The 16,803-nt window shown below is 65.3% G+C and carries 12 protein-coding genes; 7 read left to right on the forward strand and 5 right to left on the reverse strand.

Annotated elements, in window-relative coordinates; translation table 11 throughout:
- The first annotated feature begins 425 nt into the window (after positions 1-425).
- The 4 genes from ABUA28_RS11710 (at position 426) to ABUA28_RS11725 (ending at position 4,645) form a co-directional block, all read left to right on the forward strand.
- The gene (locus tag ABUA28_RS11710; RefSeq protein ID WP_349904363.1) at positions 426-953 is read left to right on the forward strand and encodes a hypothetical protein; all 528 of its coding nucleotides are present in this window, start codon (positions 426-428) and stop codon (positions 951-953) included.
- Positions 954-1,027: 74 nt separating this feature from the next.
- Positions 1,028-1,735, forward strand: a complete 708-nt coding sequence (locus tag ABUA28_RS11715; RefSeq protein WP_349904364.1) for a PKD domain-containing protein — start codon at positions 1,028-1,030, stop codon at positions 1,733-1,735.
- 111 nt (positions 1,736-1,846) lie between these two features.
- The gene (locus ABUA28_RS11720) at positions 1,847-3,487 is read left to right on the forward strand and encodes a S1C family serine protease (RefSeq protein WP_349904365.1); all 1,641 of its coding nucleotides are present in this window, start codon (positions 1,847-1,849) and stop codon (positions 3,485-3,487) included.
- Positions 3,488-3,595: 108 nt separating this feature from the next.
- Positions 3,596-4,645, forward strand: coding sequence for a glycosyltransferase family 2 protein (locus ABUA28_RS11725; protein WP_349904366.1), 1,050 nt, complete (start codon positions 3,596-3,598; stop codon positions 4,643-4,645).
- Between the two features lie 10 nt (positions 4,646-4,655).
- Here ABUA28_RS11725 and ABUA28_RS11730 read toward each other — a convergent pair whose 3' ends face one another.
- The gene (locus tag ABUA28_RS11730; RefSeq protein WP_349904367.1) at positions 4,656-7,376 is read right to left on the reverse strand and encodes a CDP-glycerol glycerophosphotransferase family protein; all 2,721 of its coding nucleotides are present in this window, start codon (positions 7,374-7,376) and stop codon (positions 4,656-4,658) included.
- A gap of 141 nt (positions 7,377-7,517) precedes the next feature.
- Between ABUA28_RS11730 and ABUA28_RS11735 the strand changes: the two genes are divergently transcribed.
- Entirely contained in the window at positions 7,518-8,798 is a 1,281-nt protein-coding gene (locus ABUA28_RS11735) for a CDP-glycerol glycerophosphotransferase family protein (RefSeq protein ID WP_349904368.1), read from the forward strand.
- Positions 8,799-8,868: 70 nt separating this feature from the next.
- Here ABUA28_RS11735 and ABUA28_RS11740 read toward each other — a convergent pair whose 3' ends face one another.
- The 3 genes from ABUA28_RS11740 to ABUA28_RS11750 are packed head-to-tail and all read right to left on the reverse strand — an operon-like array spanning position 8,869 to position 11,120.
- The gene (locus ABUA28_RS11740; protein WP_349904369.1) at positions 8,869-9,657 is read right to left on the reverse strand and encodes a hypothetical protein; all 789 of its coding nucleotides are present in this window, start codon (positions 9,655-9,657) and stop codon (positions 8,869-8,871) included.
- Positions 9,658-9,714: 57 nt separating this feature from the next.
- A complete protein-coding gene (locus ABUA28_RS11745; RefSeq protein ID WP_349904370.1) occupies positions 9,715-10,905 on the reverse strand; it encodes a type II toxin-antitoxin system HipA family toxin in 1,191 nt (396 codons plus the stop codon).
- A complete protein-coding gene (locus ABUA28_RS11750) occupies positions 10,902-11,120 on the reverse strand; it encodes a helix-turn-helix transcriptional regulator (RefSeq protein WP_349904371.1) in 219 nt (72 codons plus the stop codon). The genes ABUA28_RS11745 and ABUA28_RS11750 overlap by 4 nt, the downstream gene beginning before the upstream one ends.
- Before the next feature lie 207 nt (positions 11,121-11,327).
- On the opposite strand from ABUA28_RS11750, the gene ABUA28_RS11755 reads away from it, so the two are divergent.
- Positions 11,328-11,549, forward strand: a complete 222-nt coding sequence (locus ABUA28_RS11755) for a ribbon-helix-helix domain-containing protein (RefSeq protein WP_349904372.1) — start codon at positions 11,328-11,330, stop codon at positions 11,547-11,549.
- 17 nt (positions 11,550-11,566) lie between these two features.
- A complete protein-coding gene (locus ABUA28_RS11760) occupies positions 11,567-11,899 on the forward strand; it encodes a type II toxin-antitoxin system PemK/MazF family toxin (RefSeq protein ID WP_349904373.1) in 333 nt (110 codons plus the stop codon).
- A gap of 48 nt (positions 11,900-11,947) precedes the next feature.
- Here ABUA28_RS11760 and ABUA28_RS11765 read toward each other — a convergent pair whose 3' ends face one another.
- Complete coding sequence (locus ABUA28_RS11765; protein WP_349904374.1) at positions 11,948-16,756, reverse strand: DEAD/DEAH box helicase; 4,809 nt, start codon at positions 16,754-16,756, stop codon at positions 11,948-11,950.
- Between the last annotated feature and the right edge of the window lie 47 nt (positions 16,757-16,803).

A 16,803-nucleotide genomic window follows, 5' to 3' on the forward strand; every position in this document is an offset into this window, starting at 1 on the left:
GCCGACAAATCCAGCGAATGACATCACCAAGAGCGAGTCTGTCGAGTAGCAGGTCAGACCGGCCCCGGAACCACCACCACTATCCTCAATGTCGAGTAGGTCGCCGTCCTGCTGGCCCCGTCCCGCTGGCCGAGTAGGTTCTGCGCCCTTGCTCGAGCAGGTCGCCGTGTCGTTGGTCGACTAAGTTGCCCGTGGACGTATCGAGACCTGTCGTGCCTGCCCCTGACTTCCGCGCTGCCACTGGCCCGCGTCGCCCCCGCGCATTGCGGCAAAATGTGGGTGCGAAACTCCCACACCCACGATTTGCCGCAACGCGAGGGCCGCCGGAACCGCCACGCGGGACCTGTGGAAAATCCCTGCAGCCTCGGCAGGATTGCCCTACCGTCTTTGCTATGCGAATTTTCCCTCGACAGCGCGCACGCGCCGTGACCGGGATGCTCGCGGTCGCCGCGTGCGCACTACTGCTGACCGGATGCGCACAGCCAAGCCCCGTCGTCACGCCGCACACCACCTCGACCGTGAAGCCGCTCTTCGCCTCCGACGCGGACGCCCTCGCCGCCGCCACGAAGGCCTATGCCGCGTATCTGAAGATTGCCGACCAGATATTTATGGACGGCGGGGTCAATGCAGATCGGTTGACAACCGTTGAGACGGGGGAACAGCTGAAGGCAGATCTCCGCGGCTTTGCCAGCGTTGAGAAAGACGGAATTCACAGTTCAGGCGGGACCACATTCGATCAGGTGAAGTTGCAACAAAATGACGCCGATGCCGTGGTGGTGTACGTGTGCGAGGACGTCTCTGGAGTCGACGTCATCGATCATGAGGGTAAATCGCTTGTGAGGAATGATCGGCCGAACCGAGTCCTCTATGAGGCCACTTTTGACGGGAGTGCTGGTGCGAATACTGGGCTCCTTTTGTCCCTTAAGCGGCCATGGGGAGACAAGTCGTGTTGAGCATCTCGACTGCGTTGACTGTCTTGCTGCTCGGCAGCGCTCTCATGAGCCCCGTCGGATCCGAAGCTCACAGTTTGGATCCGTGCTCTTTCCTGGAATCGCAGACAACGGGCTGCCCCGAAGCAACCGCCCAAATCAACAACGGCGGCGTAGACGTCTCGGCGTCGAAGGGCACGCCTGGCAGCGGAAGCGGGTCCAGCGCGGGCAAGGGCACGGGCAAGGCAGCCGACGCACCGCCGCCTCCTCCGCCGCGACCGCCGAACACCAGGGAGCCGCGCGACTACTACACGGTCACGCTTCCGGTGAACATCTCCGACCTCGTGAACTTCAAACCGGCGCCCGGTGTCGACCACATGGAGCCGAACGGGTGGATGATCGTCGGCCTCGACACCAACTTCTACGCCACGGCGCAGTCTCAGGTGCTGAGCGGCGAGCTGCTCGGCCAACAGGCATCCGTGCGTTTCACCCCGGTTGGGTATCGCTGGAGCTACGGCGACGGCCAGGCTGCGAGTCTCAGCACGCGCGGTTCCACTTGGGCGGCCCTGGGCATCCGCGAGTTCGACCCAACCCCGACCAGCCACGTCTACACGCAGCCGGGCGGCTACGACATCGACCTCACCGTTTACTTCACCGCCGAGTACCGATATGCGGGCGCAATCTGGGTGCCGGTGGTCGGAACCCTCGCAGTACCGGCGAACCGATTGCACGCCATCGCGGGCGACGCGAAAACGGTGCTCGTCGAGCGCGATTGCAGCGTGCCTCCACGCGGCCCGGGATGCTGATGCCGGGGCGAGGGAGGCTCTAAGTCTTCCGTCGGGACGCTCACAGCACGCGCAAATAGAATGTTCAGGTTGGCGATGGATGCTAGCAGCGCTTGGAAGGAGCAGCACCACATGACCGACATTCCACAGGACCCGAACGAGGGCTCCACACCAGCAGAAGACGCAGCCCAAGCGGGAATCCCCGCCGAGACTTCTCCCGCGACTGCAGCGGAAACTCAGGGTCAGGCTCCCGAGCAGACCACGCCGAGCCCAGATGCCCCAGAGCAGGCAGCACCCATCGCCGCAGAGGGTGCACAGGCAGAGGCCACAGGGGGCGTAGTGCGGGCAGAGGCCGCAGCGCAGCCCGCGCAGACCCAGTCCACTTCAGAACAGCCAACCGCGGCCCAATCCACTTCAGAACAGCCAACCGCAGAACTTCCGCCGGCAATGGCCGAGGCAGCAGCCCCAACGAGCCCCGCCGGACCGCCCACCGGATCCGGCCCGGCACGCAGTTGGGCAGCTCCCGCACCCGCAGCCTCGCGGCGCCGCTCCAGGACAGTCGGCCTCGTGGCCGCGCTCGCGGTCGGCGCTCTCGTCGGTGGTGTCGCCGGAGCGGGCGTCTACGCGCTCGCGACGAACGGCAACCAGGGCGTTCAGGCCACCACGAGCACCGCGGTCAACCCGGCGAACATCACGGTCAACGACCGTGACAACGCGACCCTCATCACCAAGGTCGCCGCTCAGGCCACCCCCTCGGTCGTCACCATCAGCGTCACGGGCACGAACTCGGCGGGCACCGGATCCGGTGTCATCCTGAGCAAGGACGGCTACATCCTCACAAACACCCACGTCGTCACGCTCGACGGTGAGGTCGCACATGCCAAGGTCAAGGTGGAGACCTCGGACGGGCACCTCTACAACGCCAAGGTCATCGGTACCGACCCGATCTCCGACCTCGCTGTCGTCAAGGTCGATGGCGTGAACGACTTCCAGCCGCTGCAGTTCGCCGACTCGAGCAAATTGAACGTCGGTGACACCGCGATCGCGATCGGCGCACCGCTCGCCCTGTCGAACACGGTCACCAACGGCATCGTGAGCGCGCTGAACCGCAGCATCACGATCGCGTCCTCTGCCGTGCCAGACAACAACGGCGATAACAATAACGACAACAACGACAACAACGGCAACGGCCCGTTCGACTTCTGGCAGTTCGGAACGCCGAACAACGGCCAGCAGCAGAGCACGGCGCAGAGCTCGATTGCCCTCGCTGTCGTGCAGACCGATGCGGCGATCAACCCTGGCAACTCGGGCGGTGCGCTGCTCGACACCGACGGCAAGGTCATCGGCATCAACGTCGCCATCGCGAGCGCCGGGTCAGGATCCTCCGGGTCCTCGGCCTCGGGCAGCATCGGCGTCGGCTTCGCGATTCCGTCCAACTTCGCCAAGCGCATCGCGAACGAGCTCATCGCGGGCGGCAAGGCAACGCACGGCCTGCTCGGGGCATCCGTTTCGGATGTCGCGGATGATCCGTCGACCGCCAACAGTTCCGTCGTCGGCGCGAGCATCGTGGATGTCACGAGCGGCGGAGCTGCGGCGACCGCCGGCCTGCAGAAGGGCGACATCGTCACGAGCTTCAACGGCGTCCCGATCGGCGGCAAGACCGACCTCACCGCGCAGGTGCGAGTGCTCGCCGCGGGCGCGAAGACCCAGTTGAACTACGTGCGGAACGGCAAGACCTACACGGTCAATGTCACGCTTGGCGCCCTGAAGTAGGCGTGAACCGCGCAGACGACGGCACGGAAACCCCGCACCAGGGGTTTCCGTGCCGTCGTTTCGCTGCTGGTAGGCTCGTCATCCACCCACCTCACTGCATTGGATTACATGACCGCCACAGGAAAGGCCCTGCCGGGAATCTCCTACGTCATGCCCGTGCTCAACGAGGCCTCCTACGTCGAGAACGCCGTGCGAACGGTTCTTGCCCAGGACTATGAGGGCGACAAAGAGATCGTGCTTGCCCTCGGGCCGTCAACGGATGGCACCGACGAGCTGGTGGAGCGCCTCGCCAAGGCAGACGCCCGCATCCGCACCGTGCGGAATCCGGATGTGGACATCCCGGTCGGCCTCAACCTCGCGATCGCAGCCAGCACCAACCCGATCATCGTGCGGGTGGACGCGCACTCGGAACTCGAGCCCGGATACACCCGCGCCGCCGTCGAGACCCTCGATCGCACCGGAGCCGCCAACGTCGGCGGCGTGATGCTCGCCAGAGGCAAGACCCCGTTCCAATCCGCCGTCGCCCGCGCCTACAACAGCAAGTTCGGGCTCGGAGGAGCGCGTTATCACGGCGGAGCCACGGAGGGCCCGGCGGAATCCGCGTATCTCGGGGTATTTCGCAGGGAGGTCCTCGAACAGGTCGGTCTCTTCGACGAGTCGATCCGCCGTGGAGAGGACTGGGAACTCAACCTGCGCATCCGCGCCGCAGGGCACCTGGTCTGGTTCGACCCGAGCCTCGAGGTCAGCTACTGGCCGCGCGAGAACTGGCGTAAGCTCGCCAGGCAGTTCTTCGCCACCGGCGTGTGGCGCGGCGAACTCGTGCGTCGCTACGGTGGGCGCAATCCGTGGCGCTTCTTCGCACCGCCGCTGCTCGTTCTCGCGGTCGTGGTCAGCCTCGTGGTCGCGGTGCTCCAGCTCACGGGCGTGCTACACGGCTGGCTGGGCCTCGTCCTCAGTGTCGTCTACCTGGCTCCGATCGCCTACCTGCTGCTGATCCTCTGGGTGAGCCTCGTTCAGGATGAGGTGGCGGCGTGGAAGAACCGCTGGCTGTTCCTGCTCGTGCTGCCCACGATGCACCTGAGCTGGGGCACCGGATTCATCGTCGCGCTCCTGCGGGGCGCGCGCGAGATCACCGACACCTCCCGCACCGGAATCTGAGCGACCCGCCTCAGCGCAGCAGGCCTTCGCGCAGTACGCGCGCGATGACCCGCTCGGCCGCGTGACCGTCGTCGCGGGGGTTGAAGCGCTCCCGCCACGCGGCGTACCGCTCCGCGTATTCGCCCCCACGGGCATCCGCGCTGCGCACAAGCGCGACCAGGTCGTCGGCACTGCGCGCGACGGGGCCGGGAGCCACGGGGATGAAATCGAAGTAGAACCCGCGCAGCACCTCGCGATAGCGATCGAGGTCGGGTGTGAAGAAAAAGATCGGCTTGCCGGTGACGCTGAAGTCGAACATGACCGAGGAGTAGTCGGTGATGAGCGCGTCCGCGACGAGGAACAGCTCCGACACGTCGGGGTAGCTCGTCACGTCGATCACGCCGCCCGCGTGCACGTCGGTTCCGGGCTGCAGGCTGCGGGAATGGCCGCGGATGAGCGTGACATACTCCTCGCCCAGCTTCCGGGTGAACGTCGACACGTCGAGGTGGTCGACGTGGCCGGGGCGGTCGTCGCGCCAGGTGGGGGCGTAGAGCAGCACCTTCGTGCCATCCGGTATCCCGAGCTTCGCGCGCACGACCGCGGCATCACCGGTCAGGAGCACGTCGTCCCGCGGATATCCCTCTTCCCAGATCGGCCCGCGAAAGAGATAGGCGCGGCGGAAGATGCGACTCGCATAGGAGTTCTGCGACAGCAGGATGCTCCAGCGCGCGCGTTCGCGCAGCGTCGCCAGAGCGGCTCTCGGTCGCAGTCCGCGGCGGGTGAGAGCGAGCCGCTTGAGCATCGTGCCGTGCCAGGTCTGCAGCACCGACTGGTAGCGGCGCTTGCGGTAGCGGTTGCGCAGCCAGTCGTTGATGACGATGAGCCGTGCCGAGCCACGAATGCGCCACCACTCCTCGCTGCCCTCGATAAGCGCGATCGACCCCGGGGGCACCGTCACCGAGGCGTCGCGTACACCCCAGTACCGCGGGATGTCCGGCCGCGCGATCGCGAGCGCCCGGTCGAGCGCGAGCGGGTTGCACGACGCGTTCTGTCCGTAGAAGCTCTCGAAGAGCACCGCGTTGAGCGGCTCGTAGTCCGTGCCCCGGTAGGTCGCCTCGAGCCTCGCCTGCTGTTCCCTGCCATGCTCCTCGTCGGTGAGGGGAGCGGAGAAGGCGATCGCGACCGTGCCGTCCGCGGCGTCGAAGGCGATCCTGAACTGGCCGGGTACGAGGGCCGCCTTGGGCAGGGCACCGGAGAGGTCGAGCGGTGGCTCGAAGCGGTAGGTGCCCGAGGGCGGGGCCGCGGCGGCATTGCCCCAGCGGGACTTCCGCAGCGGCACCGTCGCGGTCCAGCGGCCCCCGTTCTGAACCACGGATGCCGTGAGCCGGATGCGCGCGCCGACAACCGCGAACGAGGCGGGACCCGCACCGGTTCCCTCGATCTCGAGCGTCGGATTCTCACCCGCGTGCAGCACCAGGGCATCCGCGGTGATCGGGGCGCCGACTGGCGTTGCGGTCATGTACGGCTCTCTCAGTCGCGCGAGTATTTCTGAATACACTCTGGCAGTACTCGCGCCGTCCCGGAAGCTGTGACACTCCAGCGCGAGGCGCTCGCTGTGGAGCTCGAAACGACGCCGGGTCTGCGGGTCGTCGTCGAGCCGGGCGAGCAGCTTCAGAAGCGCTGCCCACGACGCCACGGCGGTGCCGCCGCTGAACTTCTCGTAGGGCTCGTAGAGTCCGCGCGTCGCCACGTAGCGCTCCACGTCCGGCGCCAGATACGCGATGGGCCGCCCGGTGAGCGCGAAGTCGTAGGCGATCGAGGAGTAGTCGGTGATGAGGAGGTCGATCGCGGGGAGCGCGGGGGTGACGTCGTTCTGCGCGGCCGCGGTAAGCATCCGAATCCTGGGGGAGGCGGCCGGTCCGCCGTCGTAGGCGCCGACGCTGTGCGGATGCGGACGAAGCACGAGCAGCGAGTCCGTGGCCTCGAGATACCTGGCCAGCGCCTGCCATTCCACCGCGCTCGGGACGCCCGGGTCGGCCTCGCCATCTCGCCAGGTCGGTGCGTACAGCAGCAGGCGGGAGTCCCCGAGTTCCCCGAGGGTGCGCGCGAGCAACTCGCGGGCGGCCGCGCGGCGCGATTCCTCCGACCCGGCCAGCAGCACGTCGTCACGCGGGTCGCCCGTGACGATCACGCGGTTCTCGGGGAGGCCGAAGGCGGTGCGCAGCCTAGCCGCGGAGTACTCGGATGCCGCGGGCAGCATCCGAATCGACGCCGCGTTCCGCCGGTAGAGGCCTCGCAGCACGCGCCGCAGCACCGCGGGGCCACCGAAGGTGACGGGAGAGTCGAGCTGGATGCGTTTGAGCGGGATGCCGTGCCACAGCTGCACGATGAACGCGCCGCGCGTGCCGAACCGGTTGGCATCCCCGAGGCCGTGCGTCACCGCGACGAGCTCGGCGCGCAGGGTGCGCCCGAACCCTGCCCAGCTCGAGCGCAGTACGCTCGGCAGCCCGAGTGCGTGCGCACGGCGCAACTCGTCTGCGTCGCGAGCGAGCCAGGTGATTGAGAGCGCGGGGTCTTCGTGTGCTGCGTGGAGCGCGAGAGCGAGCGACCCTTCACCGAGACCCGAGCCGCACGCGAACACCCAGCTGCCGCGGCGGCGTGGCACAACGAGACTGGCTATGCCGCCGAGGGCATACAAGGGAGCGGACAGGAGCTTCTTCGCGTTTCCCCTGGCGAATGTGAAGCCGGCCACGACTCGTGTGCACCCTCCGACTTCGGCGGCAGAGTCCCCGCCGTGCGTGCTGAACTGATCGGTTTGAGCCTAGCAGCGCGCACTGTTCCTTCCTTGGGAGAGATGAAGCTGGTTCATAGGAATGGCTGGTTTAATCGACGAGTGAGCTTAAGCAAAGACCTTCGAACCGCCGTGAAGGTCGTCCGAAAGTTGATGCACTCCCGGGCCGCGCGCCGGGAACTCGCGCTGCGTAGGCTCGAACTTCCTCGCCCGGCCGCCGGCAGCATCCAGATCGCCGTGTACTTCGCGGATGCGAAGGTCAACATGTACCAGATCCGCCAGTGGTACGCGCCGCTCGCCGAGCTCGCGCAGGAGCATCCGGTGGCGATCATCTCACGTTCGCCCACGGCGGCCCTCACGCTCCTGGAGGAGTCACCGATTCCGGTGGTCTACCGCCGCACGATCGCCGACCTCGAGGGCTTCATCGCCGAGCAGGATCTCAGGATCGTGTTCTACGTGAACCAGAACTCGAAGAACTTCCAGATGATGCGCTATGGGCGCATGTGGCACGTTTTCATCAACCACGGTGAGAGCGACAAGATGTACATGACCACGAACCAGTTCAAGGCCTACGACTACAGCCTCGTGGCGGGGCAGGCCGCGCGCGACCGGCTCTCGCGCAAGCTCTGGGACTTCGATGTCGAGCACCGCACCATGATGATCGGACGCCCCCAGGCCGATCACTTCGCGGGCGCACTGCCGTACACCCCCGACGACCGCACGGTCGTGCTCTACGCGCCCACCTGGGAGGGCGATCGGGATGCCGCAGCCTACAGTTCGATCGTGTCCCACGGCGAGGCGCTGGCTGGTGCCGTGCTCGCGAGCCCGCGGCACCGGCTCATCTATCGTCCGCATCCGCGAACCGGCGTTCTCGACACCGAGTACAAGCGTGCGAACGCGGCGATCATCGCGGCGATTGCGGCCGCGAATGCCCGGGATGCCTCTGCCCAGCATGTGTACGACAATGGCCCGACCCTGGGCTGGCAGCTTGCCGCGGCAGATGTGGCGATCACGGATGTCTCCGCCATGGTCTACGACCGCCTCGCGGTGGGCAAACCACTGCTCGTCACTCGCCCCGTGGCCGCGACGGCAGACATCGATGAGAACGGCTACCTCGGCTCGGCGGAGTGGCTGCACAGCCGGGATGCGTCGAACGTGCTCGCGCTCGTGGACCGGGTGCAGCACGACGAGGGGGCGCGCAAGAACCTCGAGTTCTGGGTGGAGCGGCACTTTGGCGACACCACGCCCGGAGTGACGACGCAGCGGTTCCATGCGGCGGTCGAGGCGCTCATCACCGAGTGGGAGCGGCACGCGCTCGTACACGCGCAGGATCGCCGGAGCCGGGAGTCCGACCCTTTCGACGAAGACGACGAAGACGACTGATCGCCCGGCTCAGCCCCCGTCGACTGGCATCTCCACCGGTCGAGTAACGAGGCACGAACGTATCGAGACCTCACCGACGAGTGAGTCGACCCCGAATCTTCGCGATACGACCCACTTGCGCTCCGTCGTCGCGCACTCGCAGTACCCGCACTCCCGCCTCGAGATTCAGCGGGAAGGTGAGCGGGGCCGGCCCGAACGCTTCCCGTGAGCTCGCGACGACCTTGCGCCCGAGCAGGTGGTTCCCTGTGCCGCCGATGACCGCACCGATGCCGAACGGCATGACCCGTCCGATGGCCCCGGTCGTGGTGTTGCGGGCGAAGCGCCGAATGAACGATCGCTTCACGCCGTCCGCGATCTGCCCCATGAATGCCTGCGGCACGTTCCGCCCGATCACGCTGCCCCAGAACTTCGTTCGAGTGACGCCCTCACCCGTCACTTGCGCCGCGAGATTCTTCACGAGATCGCTGCCCGAGGTGCCGAGCATCATCGCCATCACGATCGTGCGTGCGCGGTCGGGGTCGGTCACGGCGATGCCGTGGATCTCGGTGACGGACTGTGCGAAGAGCGCGCTGGCCTCGAGGAACCCGGCCGTCTCGACGCCGGTAAGCGCTAATCCGATTCCGGTGCCCACTCCAGGAATGACCGCGCTCGCCCCGACGCCTGCACCGCCCGCCGTGACCGCGGCGAGGTAGCGACGCTCCAGGATGCGGATGACCTGCTCCGGTGTCGCATCCGGGTTGCGTCGACGGATGCTGCGCACATGAGCCAGCACGACCGGCCGCTGCGTCGTGAGCAGTCGGTCGAAGCCGCGCACCGCCATCGGGTGCTGCGCCGTCTGCTGTGGGTCGATCTCCTCCACGGAGCCCCTCTCGGTCGGGAAGTCAATCCTAAGGCTGGTCGACGTGACCGGAACGGGTTACAGCAATTGCTTTCTGCGCAACGTCAGCTCGCGCCTCGCGCGCTGCAGGATCGCGTTGTCGAAGGGAATGGCAGCATCCGACAGCGCATCGTCGAGGTTGCTTGTCGAATCGAGCAGCCGGTCGAGGATGTCACCAGCCGCTTTCTCACGCATGCCCAACTTCGCAGCGAACTGCAGGAACAACCGACGCGACAAGCCACTGCGCTTGCCTTCTATGGACAGGGCGAGAGTCTTGTCACCGTAGAGAACCGTCGAGGGCAGGTCGTACCCCGGTGCGATGCGCGTCTCCCCATCGGGGTGGGTGAGCGCGGAGAGGTTCTTGGCGTGAACGTCGCCGTTTCCGGTGAGCCACGCGAACACGAGTTGGCGGAACACATCGCGCGCCGCAATGGTTTCTGCTGCACACAGGCGGATGAGCGCCTGCGCGGTTCTCTCCGCCGTGGTGTTGTATTTGTCGGCTGGCCAAAGATCCTGAGCCTGGCAGGCATCCTCCACAGCGAGTCGCGTGGGCGCGCCGTTGTGAACGACCCGGTCGAATCGAGTGACGAGCAGGCCTGGCCGCCCCTCGACATCGCGCACGACAGCTGCGTCGACCGTGGGAATTCCCGCGCGTGCGGACAGCGCGATGAAGAATGCCTCGTTCTCGACAACGTGCGGATACCCGGGTGGGTCGAGCTTGAGAATAAAGCGTTCGTGGGCCCTGCGTACCGGTAGCGACAGCACCCGCGCCGACACCTTGTCCTGCACCCCCGCGATCCCGATGGGGTCAATGATTCCGGCGTCTCGCAGAAGATCGGAGAAGCGGATGTCGCTGAAATTCTTCTCGACAGTAGCGATAGCTTCGACATCGCCGGGTTGGTCACCGGCTGCCACCACCTGCACATCGCCGATCGGATCGGCACCAACGGCCACGAGCAGCGAGAGTTCGTCATCGGCGGAAGTCTTGATGGTCTGACGGAGGTTGGTCAGGCGGCGCCCCTCCGGGAGGAGACCGGCGAAGTACGGCGGTACGGCGCCAGCCGCAGTCACTCGCGGCTGGTCGGTGAGCGGGAGTGTCGATGCGATGGCGGTGGCAACGGCTGAACCGAGGTAGTCGGGCAGGTAGCTGAACTCAACGCCCCCGGTGGTGCGGGCCAGGGTCGCTGCGTGGCGTCCGGCCTTGAAGACATCCGCGCGCTCGGTCGTCATGCCGTGCCTCGCACGACGGTGCGCAGTTCGAGCCCGAGCGTGTCGAGAACCGCGAGGAGCGTATCGAGGCGCACGGTGGGTTTGCCGCGCTCCAGCGAGGAGAGGAAGCGCACGGAGACGCCGGCAAGTGCCGCAAGTTCTTCCTGGGTGACGCCCAGCTGCTTCCTGCGCAGGGCAATCGTCCGGCCCAGATCAGCGGGTTTGCTTGAGTTCACTGCGCCTCCAAGGTGCACGATCGTGCTGATCCACCGAGGCTAGCGCGCTGTGGTCGATTAATCTAGCAAAATGTGCACGGTCATGCGCTTTTTGCATGATCAAGGTTGCGGAGAGGAGCTTGTGAGTAGTTTATGCACGATCGTGCAAGTTGGTAGTACCAAGAATGGTAAGGTGCTACTAAGGTATGACTAGGGTAGCATAGGGTTATGAAACTCAGCGTGAGCCTCCCGCAGGACACCGTGGCCTTCGTTGACGAGCAGGTGAAATCAGGCGCATACGCCTCGAGATCGTCAGCTCTGCGCGCAGCGGTCAGCCTCCTGCGTCAGTCGACCATGACCGACTCGTATGCGGCTGCGTGGGACGAGTGGGAACAGTCCGGCGAAGACGCGCTCTGGGATGCGGTCGCGGCAGATGGACTAGCCGAGTGAGGATTGCCCGGGGCCAAGTGCATCTCGCCTCACTCGATCCCGCCGTTGGCTCGGAGCAAGGCAAAGTACGGCCGGTGGTCGTCGTCAGCAGCAATGCAGCGAACGACTCAGCGAACCGGCGTGGCCGTGGTGTTGTCACCGTGGTTCCCGTCACGACAAACGTCCGTACCGTGTATCCATTTCAGACCTTGCTTCCGCGGGAGCTGACCGGCCTCCCCGCGCACTCGAAAGCGCGAGCGGAGCAGGTTCGTTCGATCAGCACGGATCGACTTGTGCATCAGATAGCGACGCTCTCTGCCGAACTCATGGCGCAGCTCGATGACGCGCTGCGCCTGCACCTTTCGTTGTAGGGCCGTGTTAGCGGCTGGTTCCCGGCAGTCGCTCGAGTAGCGAGGGGATCAGCTGAAGTGCACACCGCTCCCGCCGGGCTTCGTCGACGCGGTTGTCATCGGTGATGCAGTGTCGAGGATGTCGAGGGGCGGCAGGGACTTCACGATGCGCACCGTCTCGACGCTTACGCGGGTGATGCGCTTGACCAGGTCGACGATGTAGCGCGGGTCGCCGTGCTCCTTGCCCCAGTCGTTCGGGTCGTTGACGATGCCACTCGGCTTGTCCTTCTTGATCTGGTATCGCTCGAGAATCCAGTCGAGCGCGCTGCGCGAGCCGAGCATGTATTCGTGCGCTTCGTCCGGGATGCCGCGCAGCTCCAGGTGCTCGTTCACGACCACCCGAGACTTGTCGAGCTTCGGCCGCTTGCCGCCGTAGTGCATCTTCACGACGTGGAACAGTTCGTCGCCCTCACTGTGGGTTGAGTAGGCCGCCCGCGGCCGTATCGAAACCTCCCCGTCCACAACCTCCTCCAACGCCCAGGGCTCAATCTGCTCGTACCCCAGATGTAGCTCCGACAGCTCCCGCCCGGCCTTCGCGAACGCCCAGAAGTCCTTCACCTTCGGGATGCGCGGCAGCATCTTCTTGAGATCGGACGCGAACCGCTCCCGGTACTCGGGGGAGTGCAGCAGCCCATACACATAGAAGAAGATGTCATCCTTCGTGACCTCAGCGCCGTACGTCGCCCGATAGTCCGCGAGGATGCCGTCGGTCACGTTGTCGACGCGCGTGTACTCGTCCGTGTTGTCGCCATCGAGACCCATGAGCTGGTTATCGTCCGCGACGTGCTTCTCGTACGAGTAGCGCGGGAAGAACTGGCCTCCCTTGCCGTACATGTCCAAGGACGGTATGACATCCACCATTAGAAAGGCAGCTACGGATTGCGAGTGAACGCCGTTGGCAAAAATTCCCAGATTGACGTCGGGAAAGAGTTGCGCCATCTGACCCGGCCGATGAATGAGCGCCTTATCCAAGTACAACTTCTGACGGAAGAAGGGTCGATACATGGCGTCGACCACGCGATCGTCGCTAATAGACAGCGGGGAGCCCGTCGGCAGTTTGGATATCAACGACGAAGTCCAGCTGATACGTGAAGCGTCCTTCGTGACATCTGAGAACGGATTACCCAGGGACTCATTGAATGTCGCTGCTGTACGCCTCGCCGACTGGAGAATAGTCTCGCGCGACGAGTTGAATACCCAGGCGTCGCGCCCTGACTGCAGCCCAAGTGAATAAGTCGTGAGAACTCGGGCAGCGCCCGCCGTACTCGTTCGTTTGTCGCTCAGTAGCGTGAACGCCTCGAACTCGTCGTTGCGCTGGTTGATCCAGTCGCCGTCCTCATTCGGCACGAGGTTGTCCCACGGCACCTCATCCACGGTTCCGAACTTCTTGACCGCTGTCAGCTTCTGCTCGCGCGTGAGGTAGTCGCCCACATCGCGGTAGTGAAGCGCGCCGGCCTCAGTGGCATCCGGGTTCTTGACGAGCAGGGCGATGACGATCGTCGTTCGCGTTCCCTGGCCGAAGACACTGTCGCGCTCTTTGCGGCGCTGCTCGCCGGCGGTGCGCGCGTTCCCGCGCAGATTGAACATGTACAGCTCGCTGAACTCCTCGGCCAGCACCTTGCGCACTCCATCGGCGGTGTTCCCGTCGAGGAAGCCGCCGTTGGTGACGAAGCCGACCACGCCCCTGTCACCGATGCGATCCGAAGCCCAGCGGATCGCCCGAATATACGAGTCGTAGAGGTTGTTTTTGTTCTGCGCGCTTGACTGGGCCGCGTAAGTGTTCTTGATCCGGGCATCCAGTGTTGGATAGCTCAAGTTCTGGTTGTCGTCGTTGCCCGACGACTGCCCCACGGAATACGGCGGGTTTCCGACGATGACCGTGATCGTCAGCGATTTCTGCTTGATCACGCCCGCGTTATTCTCGACGAACACGCCTTCCTCATCGATGGTGTCATCCGCCTCGAAGTTCTGGAACGTGTCCGTGAGCAGCACGCCGTCGAACGGCACGTAGTTGCCGCCCATGCGCGAGTGATATGCCTCCTCGATGTTGACGGCGGCGACGTAGTAGGCGAGCAGGTTGATCTCGTTGGCGTGCAGCTCCTCGCGGAACTTGTGCGGCAGCTGCGCATCCGAGATCAGATCAGAGTGGATGAGCTGCGCGATGAACGTTCCCGTGCCCACGAAGGGGTCGAGCACGTGCACGCCCGCAGCTCCCAGGGAGCTGTCGAACTGCTCGCGCAGGATGTCGTCCACGCTGCGCAGGATGAAGTTCACGATCTCGGTCGGCGTGTAGACGATGCCGAGTCGCTCGCTGGCCTTCTTCATCGCGACAGAGAAGAAGCGCTGGTAGAGCAGCTTCAGAAAGTCCTGCTTGCCCGAGGCGTCCTTGATGCCGCGCACCCGCATCCGCACGCTCTCGTAGAAACCGTCGAGCCCGGCCAGCTCGGTGTCGAGATTCGCACCGTGCAGGGCGTCGAGCATCCCCTGCATCGCCTTGGCGACCGGGTTGTGCTTCGTGAAGCTGAAGCCGTCGAAGAGCGCGTCGAGCACAGGCTCGGTGATGAGGTGCTGCGAGAGCATCTCGAGAGCATCGTGCTCGGTGACGCTGCTGTTGAGATTGTCCTGCAGTCCCTTCACGAAGCGGTCGAACTCGCCGCGCACCGCGGGGTTCGACTCGAGCAGGCCCTGGATGCGCAGGGTCTGCGCCGCCGCCACGTCTGCGACGCTCGACGCCCAGTTCTCCCAGTACTCGCGCTCGCCGACCCGCTGCACGATCTTCGCGTAGACGGCGGTGCGCCACTCCTCGCCGAGCGGCGTGAAGTCGAGTGCAACCTGGGTGACCGTGCCGTCGGCATCCGTCACACCGTCGCTCGGCTCGAACGACCTCATGCCGATGACCTGAACCTGGTCGTCTTTCGTCGCCCGGTTCAGCTCGAACTGGTTGATCTTCGCCTCGAAGCGCTCGTCGTGAGCGCGGAGTGCGCGAAGCACCTCCCACACGACCTTGTATTTCTTGTGGTCGTCGAGGGCGACATCCGCCTCGACGCCCGCGGGCACCGCGATCGGCAGGATGATGTAGCCGTAGTGCTTGCCCGCGAGCTTGCGCATCACTCGGCCGACGCTCTGCACGACGTCCACCTGGCTGTCGCGCGAGTTGAGAAAGATGACGGCATCGAGGCTCGGAACGTCGACGCCCTCGCTCAGGCAGCGGGCATTGTTCAGGATGCGCGTGGTGTTGCCCGGCGCATCGTCCTTGAGCCAGTCGAGCAGCGCGGTGCGCTGCATCACGTTCATGGTTCCGTCGACGTGCTCCGCCTGCATGACGAGCGGGTTGTCGCCGCGCTGGAGCGACTCGGGCAGTGAGGCGTTGTCATTGAGCATCGCCGTGACGCGCTGCGAGTCCTTGATCGAGCGCGAGAACGCCACCGCGCGACGCATGGGTGCGCGGTCGTCCTCGGCGAGCCCCTCAACGCCGGATTTGGAGAACGCCTTGTAGATGCCGGCGATGCGTGCGGCGTCATCGAGGGTCAGCTCGTTGTTGTCGTCGGCGAACTGCTGCTGGAACTCGGCGGAGACGGCATCCTGGCTCACGGCGAGCACGAGCACCCGGTAGTCGGTGAGCAGATCGCGCTCGACCGCGGCGCCGAACCCGAGGCGGTGGAACTCGGGGCCGAACACCGCGGTGTCGTCCATACTCGCGAGCTCGACCGCGGCATCCTTCGCCTTGGACTTCACCGATTCGCCGAAGATCTTCGGCGTCGCCGTCATGTAAAGGCGCTTGCGGGCGCGGATCTTCGTGTTGTCGTGCACGCGCACGAAGTGGGACTCGTCTTTACCAAACACGCCGGTCGTGCGGTGGGCTTCGTCGCAGATCACGAGGTCGAACTCGGCCAGGCCGGCATCCTGCGCCGCGCTAATGACGTCGATCGACTGGTAGGTCGAGAAGAAGACCGTCAGCCCCTCGCTGTTGCTGCCCTTCTGCACCTCAGCGATGAGGCTCGGGGCGTTCGTCGTCGCGGGAAAGGCGAGGTCGGTGAGGGTGAAATCCTCTGAGTTGCGGCCGACCTTGTTGTCTGAACAGATCGCAAAGGCGCGCATCGGACGATCGGACTCTGCCGCCCACTCGCGCAGGCTCTGTGAGAGCAGCGCGATCGACGGAACGAGGAAGAGCACGGAGCCGCCCGGCTGGACTTGACGCTCGGCGATCCGCAGGCTCGTGAAGGTCTTGCCGGTGCCGCAGGCCATGATGAGCTTGCCGCGGTCGTGCTCGTCGAAGCCGCGCATGACGTCACCGAGCGCCTCGATCTGGTGCGTGCGCAGTTTCTTCGGCTCGGCGGGCTCGAGCGTGCTCGGGTCGGTGAAGCGGTACTTCGACCAGTCGATGCCCGAGTCTTCGAGCTCGTTGATGCCGATCCTGGTCGTGGGAATCTGCTGGTCGAGGAGGGCATCCGTGGCGTGCTTCGACCACTTGTTGGTCGTCGAGACGATCACGCGCGAGGTGAACGGATGCTTGCCGCTCGCCGTAAAGAACGAGTCGATGTCCTCTTTGCTCAGGTAGTGCTCCGGTGCGAAGAACTTGCACTGGATGGCGCAGAGCTCGCCGCTGTACCGCTCGCGAGCAACCAGGTCGATGCCGGTGTCGACCTTGCCCCCGCGGCCTGGCCACTCCTGCCAGAGCCACACCTCGTCGTACTGGGCCGCGTAGACGGGGTCGGTGGCAAGGAACTCGCGGATGAGCCGCTCGAAATAGAAGCCCTTTGTGCGCTGATCGGGTGCAATGTGGGCGTACTCGTCGAGCAGTTCGTGGATTGTGGTCATGCGTCAGCACCCCGTCGTCTGCCCCGATGGGGGCCTCAAGGCATGCC

It is taken from the genome of Parafrigoribacterium humi, from assembly GCF_040227205.1.
In the GTDB taxonomy this organism is placed as follows: Bacteria; Actinomycetota; Actinomycetes; order Actinomycetales; family Microbacteriaceae; genus Parafrigoribacterium_A; species Parafrigoribacterium_A humi.

What these genes read in the sequence shown, in the direction of transcription:
- ABUA28_RS11720 (WP_349904365.1), top strand. Translation starts at nt 1,847, where the DNA reads ATGACCGACATTCCACAGGACCCGAACGAGGGCTCCACACCAGCAGAA.
- ABUA28_RS11765 (WP_349904374.1), bottom strand. Translation starts at nt 16,756, where the DNA reads ATGACCACAATCCACGAACTGCTCGACGAGTACGCCCACATTGCACCC.
- ABUA28_RS11755 (WP_349904372.1), top strand. Translation starts at nt 11,328, where the DNA reads ATGAAACTCAGCGTGAGCCTCCCGCAGGACACCGTGGCCTTCGTTGAC.
- ABUA28_RS11725 (WP_349904366.1), top strand. Translation starts at nt 3,596, where the DNA reads ATGACCGCCACAGGAAAGGCCCTGCCGGGAATCTCCTACGTCATGCCC.
- ABUA28_RS11745 (WP_349904370.1), bottom strand. Translation starts at nt 10,905, where the DNA reads ATGACGACCGAGCGCGCGGATGTCTTCAAGGCCGGACGCCACGCAGCG.